The following is a 14,394-nucleotide window of genomic DNA, read 5'->3' on the forward strand; positions in this document are numbered from 1 at the left end:
ATTCCACGAGAGATCGTTCGGGTGAGGAGGGAAAAGGAGACATATGTACACGCATTCGTGACGGTGCCGGTCTGGCGCAACCCGCGCGCCGATCAGGGGCGCCCGCGCCGTGATCCTCTCACCCCCCTCTGCGACGCACAGGCCACCAGGCGTTCCGAGCGCATGGTCGCAGCGCTGTTCACCGCAGCGGTGCTGGCAGGCGCCGGCTTCGTCGTCTCGTACGCGACGATCCCGAACGATGCATCGATCCTCGTCATGCCCATGGGGAGCATCAGGGCGCTGAACTTCGCGCTGGGCTTGACGCTGAGCGTCGCCCTGAGCTGCCTCGGTGCGGGTTTCCGCCGCTGGGCGCGCATGCAGATCTCCCGTACCGCTGCGATGCCCCCCTTCCCACAACGAACAGATGAAGGCTGCCTCGAAGCGCCCGGCGACTTCGAAGAGCCCGTCGTCCCTGTATTCCGGGAGCGCGCTTGAGCACCGAATCCACCACCGAACCGCCCGCGCGCAGCGAGGCTCCGGCAGGCGAGCGCCTCGCCGACTGGGCCGACGGCCGGCTGGGGATCTACACCCTGGCCAAGGCCAACATGCGCAAGATCTTCCCCGACCACTGGTCGTTCATGCTGGGCGAGGTCTGCCTCTACAGCTTCCTGATCCTCATCCTGACCGGTGTCTATCTGACGTTGTTCTTCCACCCGTCGATGACCGAGGTCGCGTACCACGGCAGCTACGTCCCGCTGCAGGGACAGAGGATGAGCGAGGCGTACAAGTCCACGCTCGACATCAGCTTCGACGTACGCGGCGGGCTGCTGATCCGGCAACTGCACCACTGGTCGGCGCTGATCTTCCTCGCCGGGATGATCGTGCACATGATGCGCGTCTTCTTCACCGGCGCGTTCCGCAAGCCACGCGAGGTCAACTGGGTCTTCGGCGTCCTGCTGTTGTTCCTGGGCATGTTCACCGGGTTCACCGGCTACTCACTCCCTGACGATCTGCTCTCCGGCACCGGCCTGCACTTCATGGAGGGCGCGATCCTGTCGATCCCGATCGTCGGGACCTACCTCTCCTTCTTCCTCTTCGGCGGCGAATACCCCGGGCACGACCTCATCCCGCGGTTCTACTCCATCCACGTCCTGTTGCTGCCCGGGATCATGCTCGGCCTCGTGGTGGCGCACCTGATCCTGGTCTTCTACCACAAGCACACCCAGTTCGCCGGGCCCGGACGGTCCAATAAGAACGTGGTCGGCATGCCGCTGCTGCCGGTGTACGCGGCCAAGGCAGGCGGCTTCTTCTTCCTGGTCTTCGGCGTCCTCGCGGTCATCGCGGGCATCGCCCAGATCAACCCGATCTGGGCCTTCGGCCCCTACCGGGCCGACCAGGTCGCGGCAGGCTCCCAGCCCGACTGGTACATGGGCTTCGCCGAGGGGCTGCTGCGCATCATGCCGGGCTGGGAGATCAACTTTTGGGGCCACACCCTGGCCTTGGGGGTGTTCATCCCGCTCGCCGGCTTCGCCGTGGTCCTGGCGCTCATCGGGGTCTACCCGTTCGTCGAGTCGTGGGTCACCGGCGACGAGCGCGAGCACCACATCCTGGACCGGCCGCGCAACGCGCCCACCCGTACGGCCTTCGGAGTCGCCTGGCTGACGGCGTACTTCGTGACGATGATCGCAGGTGGCAATGACATCTGGGCCACCCAGTTCCATCTGTCGCTCAACGCGATCACGTGGTTCGTGCGGATCTTCTTCTTCGCCGGACCGGTCATCGCCTTCGTCGTCACCAAACGGATCTGCCTGGGCCTGCAGCGCCGGGACAAGGACAAGGTGCTGCACGGCCGGGAGACCGGCACCATCAGGCGCCTTCCGCACGGTGAGTTCGTCGAGGTCCACGCCCCCCTCAGCCAGGAGCAGCTGCACACCCTCACCGCGCATGAGCAGTACGAGCCGGCCGCGCTGACGAGCCATCGGGTCGACGACAACGGCGTCGAGCGTCCGGTCACGCGAGCGCAGAAGCTGCGCGCGAGACTCAGCAAGGCGTACTACGGTGCGGACGGCCAGATCAGCAAGCCGACCGCCGAGGAGTACGAGGAGATCACCAGCGGACGCGGCCACCACTGACCGCTTACGTATGACGGCCCACCCGTGGCCGGCCTGCGGCTGGGCGCGCCGCCACCAGCCGCAGGCCGGCCCGCCAGGCAGTCAGCCGTCGCACGAGATGCCATGAAACAGGGGCAGCCGGCCGCCGACAGGCCTGGTCAGCAGGGCCGCCGACCACCCGGCGACCTCGGCCCGTTGTGTCCCGCCGGCCGGATCCTGTCCCAGCGGCGCCCTCCGTTACGTCCGGGAAGGAAACCGGCAGGCCGGCGTCGCCGGATTCCCGCAGGCCGATGCACACGAACGGCATCGCCTCGAGGTGCGCCCGGCGAGGACGGCGACGAGGCGGCCTGCGGTCCTATTCCCGCGCAAGCCGGAACTCGGCCATGAGCAGGCCGGGCGCCCGCTCGACGGTGCCGACACGGATGAAGCCGAGACGCTCATAGAGAGCGATCGCCGGACGATTGTCCGCGCCCGTGCTGACCAGCGCCTGCCCGGTGGGGGCCAGCTCGGTCAACAGGTGATCGAGCAGTCTCAGAGCCAGACCACAGCGAAACCATGCCGGATCGACGCATACCCGGTCGATATCGATGCCGTTTTCCCCCGCCAGGCGCTGCCAGGCGACGAAGGCGGCAAGGTGACCGTCACGCGTCGTCATCCCGAGCCAACGCAACGGCTGGGCCTGCATCTCTTCCAGGCTCTCCGTGAGAGCGGGTATTCCGTCAAAACCGATCAGCGCGGCCTCGACTGCATACGACCGGCGACCGGTCAGGTGCACAGCCGTCGCCGTCGCCACGTCCGTCAGGTCCAGCTCGCCGACGAACACGGCCGGACCGCATTCACTGCCCCCGCGCCGCTCGAGATGAGACGCAACTCTGCTGTATGAACGCATGACATGCCTTGCCGTAGTTGGGCGGCTGGACTCAACAACCGCTGATCTGCCAGGAGTCTGGCTGCATCATCCGGAGAACGGGATAAAAGGGACAGCAGGTCATTCGGCCGATAGCCGTTCGTACAGGTCCTCTGCAAAACGCGTTCGATAGACGCCGTAGACAAGAGCGTTCGGGGACTGATACCCCCGGTGCTCTGAGGCCGAGACCTCTGGATCCCACTGAGTCACTTCTCCGCTGAGCGGCGACGGGCTCCCGTGATATGCCTGCGCGGCTTCTGCCAATTCCCACTCACCTGTGACCACCGAGCACCAGAACCCACGGCCCTGGCCGACCACCCACATGCACAGATCCTCGGTGCTGTCCTCGGACCAGACCTCTCCATCGACATTCACGCCTTCCGAGAAGTCGATCAGTGAGTCCGCCGCATCCAGGTATGCCAGCGCGAACCCCTCAAGAATCTCTCTCGGCTGTGACTCCAGCCATGACTCCAGGGCAGACAGGGATGGTCTTGTCGCATCCAAGACCTCCCAGAACCAATCTGGAACTGGCCCCAATCCCGCTCACCCGCCCTGGCCGACCCTGAACAACTTCTGCCGGAATCGTAAGAGAGAACCCGAAGCCGACCACGACCTCACTGCCCGCACCTCAACTCTGGGCCACAACCCTGAGCGGTTACTGGTTCTCAGTCAGGCACTGACTGCAGCCCGGTACCCCCGGGTTGGTGACGACCGGGGCAACGCCGCACCGAAACGCGGGGCGGCCGTTGGCTTTTGCGTACGGGCCACCTGAACGTCAGAGGGAGGACGCGATCAGCTGCCGCTCGTCGGCGTGCGTGGCGCGACAGCCCGCAGCGAGTACATGATCGGCAGGTAGGTGTCGCTGAAGGGGAACCGGTAGAGACCGTCGGCGCCTCGAGGCAGGATGTGGCGGCCGTCGGATTCCGTCTCCGTATGCTCTGCCAGCCGTTCCACAACCAGGCCCGCCGAAGCGGCGGCAGTCACGATCTCACCGAGCGAGTAGGGGAACTGCACCGTCTGCCGTGGCGCCGTCACGACGCTCGGATCTGCATAAGTGCCGGTCAGAGCGACGTACTGAGCCTCGCCGCCGCCGTAGGGCCAGTCGGCCACGAAGGGCTCGTAGCTGAGGACGGTCTGGAAGGCCGGATGAATGTCCACCAGGACCAGCCGGCCTCCCGGCCTGAGCGCCCGCGCGGCCCCCCGCATCCACGCGTCGACATCCGCGATCCAGGACAACACGCCGTACGTGGCGACGACGACGTCGAACCCGGCCGCAAGGCTGTCGGGCAGGCGCTGGGTGTCCGCCACGACGAAGTCCGCGACCAGTCCCGCCTTTTCGGCGAGGTCCCGGGCACGGGCGATGGCTACGGGGGAGAAGTCGACTCCGGTGACCCTCGCGCCCAGGTGGGCCCAGTTCAAGGTGTCCATGCCGAAGTGGCAGTGCAGGTGGAGCAGATCCTTGCCCGCTACGTCACCGGCCAGTTCACGCTCGATGCTGCGCAGCGTCTGCTGACCGCCGAGAAACGCCTCCACGTCGTAGGACTGATCGGTGGCCGTCGTGCCGTGGGTTTCGGCCAGGGAATCCCACAGCGCCCGGTTGGCGGCAAGCCCGGCAGCGTGCCCGTCCCTGTGCGCGTCGGCTTCCTCCACGCCGAAGTCGTCCTCTGCAGCCATCGCGAACCTCCTGTTCCTGACCGCACTCGCGTGCGGTCCCACGCGTCGGGATTCTCCAGGACGCAGGAGCACCCCCACATGAGTAGGAGATACTCGGCTGGAGCAGAAGCTGCTCGCCCAAGCGTGCTGAGCCCTCCGGCGCGGACGGCCGGCCCCGACACGCGTCTCGCCCTCGAAGACCGGCCTTGTGACCGGCCTTGTTCCGGGTTTGAGTACCGCTTGCTCAGTCGCCCCAGGGCTACGCGACGTCTCCTGGAAGAGTCACACAGCAGCTCTCCGAGGCCGTGATCACCATGACTTGCACCGCACCTCCCACCGCCGCCAGGACGACGGAAGACTCCTTCACCCTCGCCGCGACCGGACCGTCCACGCCGGCTCGGACCGCCGGCGCGTGGGGGCTGTCGCTGCAGTGCGGTCCGCCGGCACCCGCGACCGCACGCCGCGAGGCCCGCAGGGTGATGCACGCCTGGGGAGCCGACGAGGAAACCGTGGACGACGCCCTGCTGGTCGTCTCGGAGCTCGTGACCAACGCGGTGCAGTACGCCGAGCCGCCCGTCGCCGTCTCCCTGTGCTTCTTCGACGACCGGGCGATCCTGGTCGCGGTCACCGACGGCGGCCCCCGCACCGAGGACCAGTACGACGACGACCGCCCCGCCGACGAGCACGGACGCGGCACCTTCATCGTGGACGCTGTGGCCGTAGGCGCCGGCGATGTCACCGGGCGGGACGGGCGGGTCAGCCACTGGGCAGTCGTCGGGCCCTCAGCGCTGTGACGGTGTACGGCCGGAACGAGAGGTCCGGCCCAGCCGGGACAACGGCGATCGTGACGTTGAGCGCCCACTGCTCCTGCCCCGCCAAGCCGCTTGCCGGCGCGGGTAGCCGCCCGTCCATCCGTAAGGCCACACCCCCCTCGGAGATCCGCGCACCGAGCAACCAGGAGGACAGCGATGCACGAGCCCCTGAAAGCAGTAGCCCTCACTGCAGCCGTGGCCGGCGTGCTGCTCGCCGCTCCCATCATCTCGATCGTCGCGGCGAGGGCGGCAGCCCCGGTCCACATAGGCCACAGTGCCGCACTCCACGATGCAGGCTGCCCGTGTGAGAACGCGGACGAATTCCATCCCTGCGCGGTCGACCGCCCGGACGGCACTACGGGAACGGTCGCCTGGAGAACGGCCGGGGAACACACGGTCGTCATCCGCCCGCGCAACGCGACCGGTCTGCCCGACGGCTGCTGGTGGGGCCCCGACGCGCCCGCTCTGCGTACGGCCGGCGATCGTCCCATGATGTTCGTCGACATCACCCGGACCGAGTGATCCGTCCCCCCGGCGCATGACGGCCGCGCAGAGGCTCCAGCCGGCGCTGAGTGCCGAGGTGCTCCACCCGCTGTGAGCGGCTCGCCAGATGACCGTTATTACCCGACAAGGATGACCGACCCATGACTCTCGTCACGCTCAACGACCTGCACACAGCCCGTCAACGCCTGGAGCCAGTGGTCTCCCGTACGTCACTGCTCAGGGCTCCATGGGCCTCCTGCAGACATCGGTCTCTCTTTCTGAAACCAGAAAACCTGCAGATCACCGGCTCGTTCAAAATACGTGGCGCATACAATCGACTGTCGCGGATGTCCGAGTCGCAGAAGACCCGCGGCGTCATTGCACGATCGAGCGGGAACCACGGCAAAGCACTTGCCTACGCGGCCCGGCAGGCCGGCGTGAAAGTATCGATCGTCATGCCCTCCACGGCCGCCAAGGTGAAAATCGACGGGGTCCGGGAGTACGGGGCCGATGTGCGCTTCGCTTCCCCCGAAGAATGCCCAGCCCTCACTGAGCAGTTGGCCGCGGAACACGGCTATGTGATCGTGCCGCCCTTCGACGACCTGGACATCATCGCGGGCCAGGGAACGGTCGGCCTCGACATATCCGACGAAGCGGTGGCTGCGGGACTCGACATCGGCACGGTGCTGGTGCCCGTCAGCGGAGGCGGACTGATCTCAGGTGTCGCCGCTGCACTGAAGCTCACACGCCCCGGTATACGGGTGGTGGGCGTCGAGCCGGAGCTGGCGGCGGACGCCGGAGAAAGCCTGCGCGCCGGACGGCGCGTGACCTGGCCGACTGAGCGTGTCAGCCGGACCATGGCCGACGGCTTGCGCATGACGACCGTGGGGGAGCACACCTTCGAGCACATGCGCGTTTTCGTCGACGACATCATCACCGTCACCGAAGAGGAGATCTGCTCGAGCGTGGCCCTTCTGGCGCGGCGTGCGGGCATGATCGTCGAGCCGTCCGGGGCGGTCACCACCGCGGCGTACCTCTACCACGAGCGCGACCTCCCCGCTGCCGGGGGCCACGTGGCGGTGATCAGTGGAGGGAACGTCGATCCCGACCTGTTCGAACTGCTGCGTAAAGAAGCCCCGTTGCCCTTCCAGACCTGCCGCAAGCGAAGCAAGGCCGAGGACGAAGCGGAGCACTGAGACCATCTTCCACGCAGTGAGGCGGACGAGCCCTTGCCACCACACCCCTGCCGCGCGCGTGACCCAGGATGAGCACCCATTACTCAAGCACCCTCGCACTCTCGTACACAGGATGAGCGCACGAGGTGAATAGGCGTGCCTCATCGCTCAATGCGAAACCCTCCAGATATCACCTAGGAGCAGGAGAAATGAGCAAAATAAGAAGGGTCATAATCGTAGCGGGGGCGGCCGTCGCCGTCGTGGCTGTGCCCTCGCTGGCACATGCCGCCCCCGGCGGCGGCCCGTCGGATGGACACCGCACGTCCACCGCGGCGAGCCGGACCATGGACCCGGGCGGCGGCGGAGGCAGACTCGCAACCGATTCCTCGAGTCTCGGCCGGACCATGGACCCGGGCGGCGGCGGAGGGTGACCCCGTTGCCGGGCCAGGCGTTGGGAGACACCGGGGCGAGCGCGGCGTGGACGAGGATATGACGGGACGACATCGGTGATCGTCCGTGTGATGGTTACGCGCAGGACAACGCCGACCGCATAAGACATCCACGTCATCGTGGCAACCGCCTTTGACGTGTCGGCGACCGGCCCGCTGGCTCCTGGTTTACGGCCGATGGGCGGCTGGGCTGAGACGAGGGCGTCACCCTCGTTCTTCTCGGCCCGCCCTCGCCTGTATCCCGCCGCCCACATGTCCGGCAGACTTCGTCATGCCGGACTCAAATGACACTGTCCCGCAACCCGTGCCGCTCCCGTCTGCTTCGGCGTCAAACTGGTTGTTCCGAGTCGGCACGACGGAGTCCTGGGCCGTCAGCCATTCTGCGGGTCTGGAGAAGTTGACGCCCACACAAGCCCAGTCAGGCCTGGCAAAACGGCAAGGGCGGGACCTGCTCAGCTTATAGACATCGTGTTCCATGTGATGCTTTGGAACAGCCGCTGGCAGTAGCACACCAGGCGAAGCTCCGCTGCCGGTGTGAAGGCGATGTCGAGGCTTACGATGTCGAATCTCCCGCCCCTCGATCACCATGCTGCTCATGCGGTCCGGTAGCATTTGTCTGACCGGTCGCCCCTTGAGGGAGCAGTCGAATGCAGGGCTGGGCAGACAGATGGCCGCTCATCGGGCGACAGCCATTCATGGATTCCTTCGCCCGGGACCTGTCCGACGGACACACCCGGGGCTGGATGATCTGCGGGCCGGCGGGAGTGGGTAAGACCCGCCTGGCTGATGAGTTTCTGGAACTGGCAACCGCCCAGAGCGGACGACGCACTGCGAGGGCCGTAGCAGGCAAGGCTGCCGGGCAGGTACCCCTCAGCGCGATCGCCCACCTGCTGCCCCCGGACGTCGACCTGGCAGACCCGGTCAGCGGCTTCCGAGCCGTCGCCCGGACCATGGCCGCAGAGCCAGGCAAGCCCACCGTGGTCTTCGTCGACGACATGCACCATCTGGACAGCTCATCAGCCGTTCTGCTCGGCCAGCTCCTGGACTCCCAGGTCATCGTCCTGGTCGGCACCGCCCGCACCGGTGAACCAGTCAATGACGCTGTCGAGACCCTGCTTCGACGCGGGGACCGCGTCCGCCGCATCGACCTGTCCCACATGGACCGCACCCAGGTCGAGACACTCGTCCAGCGCGTCCTCGGCGGCCTCGTCGGCCACCGCACCCTGCACGCCCTGTACACCGCAAGCGGTGGAAACGTCCTTTTCCTGAAGGAACTCGTCCTGGGAGCCGTCGAAGCAGGCACCCTCAGCCTCAACGGCGAAGTCTGGGAGATCCCCGATCACTGGCTCGCCGTCACCCCTCACCTCAACGACCTGATCACCGCCAAGATCGCGGCGGCGCCGCCCGCGGCGCTCCCGCTCCTGCAAGCCCTTGCCCTCTGCGGCCCCCTGTCCGTGACCGACGCCGCATCTCTCATCGACCGCGCTCACCTGGCCGAAGTCGAGAGCTCGGGCATCATCCGGGTCACCCCGAACGGCCGAAGAATCACCGTCGCGCTGTCCCACCCCCTGTACAGCGAGGTCATAGCCGCCGGTATCTCACCCCTCCAGCGCTACGACCTTGGTCTTCGTCTGGCCGAGCGTCTCGAAACCCACGGACTCAGACGCCGCGACGACGCCCTGCAGGTCGCCTCCTGGCGACTGGCGGCCATCGGCACCGCCGACCCCGCCCTCCTGGCCCAGGCCGCCGCCATCGCCATGAACGCCAACGACAGCGAACAGGTCATCCAGCTGCTCACCGCGATCAAACCGGACCAGCACACCCTGGAGACCCGGATCCTGCTGGGCAGAGTGCTGACGTACACCGGCCGCCTGGAACGCGCCGAAGCGGTCCTCGCCGACGCCGACGCCCACGCCCGCGACGATCAGGAGAAGATCACCGCAGTAACCGCCCGGAGCATGAACCTGTTCTGGTCCAGCCCGCGACTCGACCAAGCACTCTCCGTGTGCGCCGAGGCCCGCACAGTGCTGCGAAGCCGGATGGCGAAGCAACAGCTGCATTACTTGGAAGGAGCCTTCCAGGCTGTCTCCGGGCTGCCCAAGGCCGGGCTCCAACTGCTCGACAGCCTCCCCGGAGCCCCACATCAGGAGAGCCCTGACATCTGGCTGCTGGCGGCGACCAGCAAATCTCTGGGCCTGGCCGCTGTCGGCCGCGTGGCACAGGCCAGGGCGCTGGCCGAGCACGGGCACACCATGCACCAGGCAATCGGTGGAGGAACGCTTCTGCCGCATCCCGCGATCCAACTGGCGCCGCTCGTGCTGGCGCTCTCGGAGGCCGGTCTGATCGGTGAGGCCCGCGAGACCTGCCTGAGCGCTTTCGACACGCTTCATGATTCGCCCTCCCCCCTCGGCCGCCAGTGGCTCGCCTACTTCATCGCGCGAACGGAGTGGCTGGCCGGGCGCCCCTCCAGTGCCCGCCGCTGGTATGCGGAAGCCGCCGCCATCGCGCGTACGCACCAGCACACCAGGACCACCAGGCTCTACGTATCGGGTTTGATCGCCTGCGCGGCACTGGCCGGCGACATCGACACGGCCGAGTCCCTGCTCCCGCAACTCGAACAACACGCACCGAGCGGGTTCATGGCCGGCGAGGAGACTCTCGGCACTGCCTGGCTGCACGCCGCCCAGGGCAAGCTCAGCCGCGCCCGCGACGTCCTGCGCACCGCGGCCGACGACGCTCGTCGCACCGGCCACACCCTGTCCGAGGTCCTTCTGCTCACCGACATCGCACGCCTCGGTGACGCCGTGAGCGTCCAGCACCGCCTCACCGAACTCGCGACCCAGTGCGACGGAGCCCTCACCCACACCCGCGCACGGTTTGCCACCGCACTCGCCGACAACGACCCAGGCCGCCTCATGGAGTGCTCACACGCTTTCCAGCAGATGGGCTCGCCCATCCTCGCCGCTGAAGCATCAGCCGCATCAGCCGGCGCCTGGACCCACCAGGGCGACCCCCGCAAAGCCACCGCCGACGCCACTCGGGCCGCAGCCCTCGCGGCCCAGTGCGAAGACGCCCGGACCCCGCTCCTGTCCACGCTCGGCGCCCCCTCCGTCCGCCTGACCAAACGCGAACAAGAGATCGCCCTGATGGCCGCCGCCGGGAATTCCAGCAAAACGATTTCCGAACACCTCACGCTTTCCGTCCGAACCGTCGACAACCACCTCCAGCACATTTATCTCAAACTCGGCGTACGCACCCGGGCCGACCTCGCAAAAGCCCTTGAATACGAAGCGGGCCGCCAACAAAAATCACCTGGAGTGTGACCTACTGCAACTATTCCGCCAGTCAAACGGGAACGTCTTGTTCTTCAGGTGGAACGGCGGCCCCATGTCGGACCTATGGCTTCTCCGGAACTGAGACGGCCGAGAATCTGCACCGGAAGACCGTCCAGCAGTTGGGTGACGCCTGCTGTGTCGCAACCGGCACCCAGCAGCTCCCGATCTGCGATGAGTGCAACGCTTTGGCGCTGCGTTCATCCCAATTGCGCCGCCAGGCTTCCCGAGCGGGGCCGCCTGGCCCACGCCACCGCCTACAGTGCCCGTGGTTGTTCCACGCTGCCGAGAGGGCCTCACGTCTCGCACTCAGCTACTTTTTCGCCCGGGTGACCGCCGCGTGGAGTTCGTCGAGGAGTGCATGGCCTGCCGAGTCGTCGCTGACTCCTATGTAGAACGAAGCCGCCTCTGGTGCACCCGACCACAGTGCGGTGACGCTCATCCCGAAGTCGTCGGGAAGCAGCCTGCTCAATCGCCCGGCCGATGTGGAGTTCCCGCGGGCCAACCGCTGAAGTTCGGACGACTCGCTGAGACTGATGCCGTCCAGCCGCGCAGAGTGGACATGGACGCCGCGTTTCTTCCCTTCCACAGCCACGAGGACGTACCGGGGCGTGATGACAACGACCGTGCGGTGCTCGGTGTCCGGATCTGCAGGGCCGGTGAGCCGTGACAGCAGTCCCGGCTTGTGCAGTCGCACGCTCCAGGTCTCGTGCAAGTTCACTGCTGCGCCGAGGACGTCGCCGAGTTGGTGAGCCTCGGCGTGCGCGGTCACCTCGGTCCGCAGCGCTGCGTCGAGCTGAGATGCCGTACGCCGCTTGGTCGTACGTTCATACAGGCGGTTCATGCATACGAACCTTCCGTACCGGACAAAGAAAGCCCTCGCCGGGCAGCTGACAGGGTGGGGTGATCGGGGGTGACGTGGGGAGTGAGGATGGCGATGGCTCGGGCGTAGTGCGGGGCCGCCTGATCGTGGTCGCCGCGCTGACGGTGTGCGGTGGCCAGGTTGACCAGGGTGGTGGCGAGGTCGGGGTGGGAGCCGCCGAGGAGGCGTGCCTTGATGGCGAGAGCTCGGGTGTAGCCGTTGATAGCGGCGGTGTGGTGGCCTCGGCGGTGCTGGATGGCGGCGAGGTTGTGTGTGGTGACGGCGATCTCGTAGTGCTCGGCGCCGTGGACGCGCTGGAAGACGGTGAGAGCGGCGCGCAGTTGGATTTCCGCATCACCGGGGCGGCCGCAGCCGTCCAGGAGAGCGGCCCAGGCGGCCCGGTCGGCCGCGACGAGCAGGTGGTCGGGACCGTGCAGACGGGTGCGGATGCTCACCGAACGGGCGGCCCACGGCTCGCCCTCGTGGTGGGCGCCGCGGGCGTGGGCCAGGCCGCCCAGGTTGTGGCACAGGGTCGCGACAGTGTCGTGGTCACTGTCGTAGGTGTTCTCGCAGATGGCCAGAGCCCGCAGATAGAGGGCCTGCGACCGGTCGAAGTGCCCGGCGTACTTACCCAGTACGCCCCACTCGTTGCACACCTCGGCGACATCCGGGGAGTCGGGGCCGTAGGTGTGTTCGGCGGCGTTGAGCGTCAGCGCCAGCAAGACACCGGCGCGTCGGTAGTCCCCGCGCTCACGCCAGAGGCGGGCCAGGGCGAGCTGGGCACCCAGACGCCCGGCGGGATCGTGGCGATGGTGGGCGACGGCTGCCCGCAGGGAGGCTTCGGCGGGCTCGGTCTGTCGGAGCGGGGTCATGATGCTGAGTCCTTCGGCAGGGGCTGCTGCGGCGTAGCGACCGGGATGCGCATGAGCGGTACGGGCAGGTAGCGACGTCTGCGATGCCACAGGAAACCCGCGGTCAGTGCCAGGGCGGCGGCGCAGACGGGGAAGAGAGCGCGGAGAGCGCCGGCGGCGAGCAGGGTGCTGGTGGCGGCGGCGCCGACGGTGAAGCCGCCGGTCCAGGCGAGCATGTGGGCGCCGTTGTAGCGGCCGAGCAACGCGGATGGAGCGATGTCGTTGACCAGAGTGGGCGGCACGGGGCTGAACAGCGTGCCGCCCACGGCAAAAATGGCCGCCGCGACGGCGAGGATCACCGGCGAGGGGTGGTGGGAGACGGCGATGACGGTCCAGGCGAGGGCCATGCACGTGAGCGCCGCAGCCAGGACACTGGCCCGGCTCCTTCCTGGCAGTCGTCGCTCGACGGGGATCTGCAGGACCGCGCTGGTGACCATGAACGCGGCGAACATCCAGCCCAGTGCGGCCTGCGTGCCGTCGGCAGTAGCCAGGGCGGGGAGGCCGATCTGAAGCTGGGCGAACCCGGCGGCGACAGTGAAGCCCACCAAAAGGCATATCCGACGCAGGACCGGGTCTGCCACCGCCGTGGCGTACCCGCCGCCCGGCCCCACAGCCCGGGGCCCAGCCGGCTCCTTCCCCTGCGGGGCCGCGGGTCGGGCAAAGGAGGCGACCCGCAGGGCGAGAAGCAGGGCGAATCCGGCGAAGGAGAGAGCGTCCAGGACGTAGAGCATCGTCAGTCCGCTGCCGGTGCCCAGCACGACGAGCGTGACCGAGGCGGCTGCGGCGCCCAGAGCACCCCCGAGGTTGACGGCCGTGTTGCGCCAGGCGAATGCCGCCTGGCGGACGGGGCCCGGTGCCGCCTGGGCCAGCATCGCGTCCAGGGCCGGGGCCAGGACGGTGAAGGCGACAGTGTGGGCGAGCATCGCCGCGCCGCCCGGCAGCGGACTGGCGGAGGTGGCCATCCCCACCGAGCACACCGCAGTCACGGCCAGGGCCGCGACGACGACCGCTTTCGGCCCGATCCGGTCACACAGGACGCCCCCGAGGGTGGCACCGGCCAGCGCCACGAGGGCCCGTGCGACGAGCAGCAGGCCGACGACGCCGTCCGGGGTGCGACACACCTCGTCCAGATAGACGAGCAGAAACGGGACGGTGGTCCCCGTCCCGATGCTGGACAGCAGTTCCCCGCCCACCACGATCCGCGCCGCCGAGGGAAGACGGCGAGTCCTTTCCGCGTGGGGGGCGGACCGGAGCCGGGCACGGGCACGATCGCGGATCGTTTCGGATGTCGGCACGGCCGGGGCTCCCTATCGGTCCCACGTGCCGTCGCCGGCAGCCGCTGTCTGCGCGACCAGCGGACCGGTGTCGGGGTGGATCTTGTCGTACAGGTAGACGGAGTGGGCACTTGAGGGGAAACACTGGACAGTGGTGAAGCCACGTTCCAACACCGCGTCCTCCAGGTCGTCGCGGCTCCGACGCCGGGCGAAGCGCACGTCGAGGCGGGCACAGCCACGGGCCTTTCGGTGTGCTGGGCCGAGCGCACAGCTGCGTGCTGGGCGGCCGAATGCCGCGACGATGTCCGCCCGTTCGGCCGGGACGCCTGGAACTCCGGGATTCCCACCACGCCCAGACCGGTCAGCTGCGCGACCCGCGTGATTGCCATGGGAGGAACCACACGTAGCGGCCGTCACCAGCTGGCCGGTTCCACCCCTACCGCCCA

The 14,394-nt window shown here is 67.9% G+C and carries 12 protein-coding genes; 6 read left to right on the forward strand and 6 right to left on the reverse strand.

Annotated elements, in window-relative coordinates; translation table 11 throughout:
• Positions 1-162 precede the first annotated feature (162 nt).
• Together OG736_RS46180 and qcrB are read left to right on the forward strand one after the other, a co-directional pair.
• Positions 163-474, forward strand: coding sequence for a hypothetical protein (locus OG736_RS46180; protein WP_327188166.1), 312 nt, complete (start codon positions 163-165; stop codon positions 472-474).
• Positions 471-2,111: a cytochrome bc1 complex cytochrome b subunit gene (gene qcrB, locus OG736_RS46185; RefSeq protein WP_327188167.1), complete on the forward strand. Its 1,641-nt coding sequence runs from the start codon at positions 471-473 to the stop codon at positions 2,109-2,111. The genes OG736_RS46180 and qcrB overlap by 4 nt, the downstream gene beginning before the upstream one ends.
• Before the next feature lie 334 nt (positions 2,112-2,445).
• On the opposite strand, the gene OG736_RS46190 is transcribed toward qcrB, so the two are convergent.
• The 3 genes from OG736_RS46190 to OG736_RS46200 all read right to left on the reverse strand — a co-directional run bounded on the left by OG736_RS46190 (position 2,446) and on the right by OG736_RS46200 (position 4,671).
• Positions 2,446-2,913, reverse strand: coding sequence for a GNAT family N-acetyltransferase (locus OG736_RS46190; RefSeq protein WP_327188168.1), 468 nt, complete (start codon positions 2,911-2,913; stop codon positions 2,446-2,448).
• Between the two features lie 165 nt (positions 2,914-3,078).
• Positions 3,079-3,501, reverse strand: coding sequence for a hypothetical protein (locus OG736_RS46195; RefSeq protein WP_327188169.1), 423 nt, complete (start codon positions 3,499-3,501; stop codon positions 3,079-3,081).
• Positions 3,502-3,789: 288 nt separating this feature from the next.
• A complete protein-coding gene (locus OG736_RS46200; RefSeq protein ID WP_327188170.1) occupies positions 3,790-4,671 on the reverse strand; it encodes a class I SAM-dependent methyltransferase in 882 nt (293 codons plus the stop codon).
• A gap of 293 nt (positions 4,672-4,964) precedes the next feature.
• Between OG736_RS46200 and OG736_RS46205 the strand changes: the two genes are divergently transcribed.
• The 4 genes from OG736_RS46205 to OG736_RS46220 all read left to right on the forward strand — a co-directional run bounded on the left by OG736_RS46205 (position 4,965) and on the right by OG736_RS46220 (position 10,892).
• Positions 4,965-5,444, forward strand: coding sequence for an ATP-binding protein (locus OG736_RS46205; RefSeq protein WP_327188171.1), 480 nt, complete (start codon positions 4,965-4,967; stop codon positions 5,442-5,444).
• Positions 5,445-5,618: 174 nt separating this feature from the next.
• Positions 5,619-5,984, forward strand: coding sequence for a hypothetical protein (locus OG736_RS46210; RefSeq protein WP_327188172.1), 366 nt, complete (start codon positions 5,619-5,621; stop codon positions 5,982-5,984).
• Positions 5,985-6,106: 122 nt separating this feature from the next.
• Positions 6,107-7,141, forward strand: a complete 1,035-nt coding sequence (locus OG736_RS46215) for a threonine ammonia-lyase (RefSeq protein ID WP_327188173.1) — start codon at positions 6,107-6,109, stop codon at positions 7,139-7,141.
• A gap of 1,123 nt (positions 7,142-8,264) precedes the next feature.
• Complete coding sequence (locus OG736_RS46220; protein ID WP_442817225.1) at positions 8,265-10,892, forward strand: LuxR C-terminal-related transcriptional regulator; 2,628 nt, start codon at positions 8,265-8,267, stop codon at positions 10,890-10,892.
• 322 nt (positions 10,893-11,214) lie between these two features.
• On the opposite strand, the gene OG736_RS46225 is transcribed toward OG736_RS46220, so the two are convergent.
• Genes OG736_RS46225 through OG736_RS46235 form a run of 3 tightly spaced genes read right to left on the reverse strand, consistent with a single transcriptional unit; the run spans position 11,215 to position 13,969 of the window.
• Complete coding sequence (locus tag OG736_RS46225; protein WP_327188175.1) at positions 11,215-11,745, reverse strand: hypothetical protein; 531 nt, start codon at positions 11,743-11,745, stop codon at positions 11,215-11,217.
• Positions 11,742-12,635 (reverse strand): tetratricopeptide repeat protein, encoded by an 894-nt coding sequence (locus tag OG736_RS46230; protein WP_327188176.1) that lies wholly within the window; start codon positions 12,633-12,635, stop codon positions 11,742-11,744. Before OG736_RS46230 ends, OG736_RS46225 begins: the two co-directional genes overlap by 4 nt.
• Entirely contained in the window at positions 12,632-13,969 is a 1,338-nt protein-coding gene (locus OG736_RS46235; protein ID WP_327188177.1) for an MFS transporter, read from the reverse strand. Before OG736_RS46235 ends, OG736_RS46230 begins: the two co-directional genes overlap by 4 nt.
• Positions 13,970-14,394 lie beyond the last annotated feature (425 nt).

The sequence above is a fragment of the Streptomyces sp. NBC_01334 genome (assembly GCF_035983595.1).
GTDB lineage: Bacteria > Actinomycetota > Actinomycetes > Streptomycetales > Streptomycetaceae > Streptomyces > Streptomyces coriariae.

What these genes read in the sequence shown, in the direction of transcription:
- OG736_RS46180 (WP_327188166.1), top strand. Translation starts at nt 163, where the DNA reads ATGGTCGCAGCGCTGTTCACCGCAGCGGTGCTGGCAGGCGCCGGCTTC.
- OG736_RS46200 (WP_327188170.1), bottom strand. Translation starts at nt 4,671, where the DNA reads ATGGCTGCAGAGGACGACTTCGGCGTGGAGGAAGCCGACGCGCACAGG.
- OG736_RS46205 (WP_327188171.1), top strand. Translation starts at nt 4,965, where the DNA reads ATGACTTGCACCGCACCTCCCACCGCCGCCAGGACGACGGAAGACTCC.
- OG736_RS46210 (WP_327188172.1), top strand. Translation starts at nt 5,619, where the DNA reads ATGCACGAGCCCCTGAAAGCAGTAGCCCTCACTGCAGCCGTGGCCGGC.
- OG736_RS46215 (WP_327188173.1), top strand. Translation starts at nt 6,107, where the DNA reads ATGACTCTCGTCACGCTCAACGACCTGCACACAGCCCGTCAACGCCTG.
- OG736_RS46220 (WP_442817225.1), top strand. Translation starts at nt 8,265, where the DNA reads ATGGATTCCTTCGCCCGGGACCTGTCCGACGGACACACCCGGGGCTGG.
- OG736_RS46225 (WP_327188175.1), bottom strand. Translation starts at nt 11,745, where the DNA reads ATGAACCGCCTGTATGAACGTACGACCAAGCGGCGTACGGCATCTCAG.
- OG736_RS46230 (WP_327188176.1), bottom strand. Translation starts at nt 12,635, where the DNA reads ATGACCCCGCTCCGACAGACCGAGCCCGCCGAAGCCTCCCTGCGGGCA.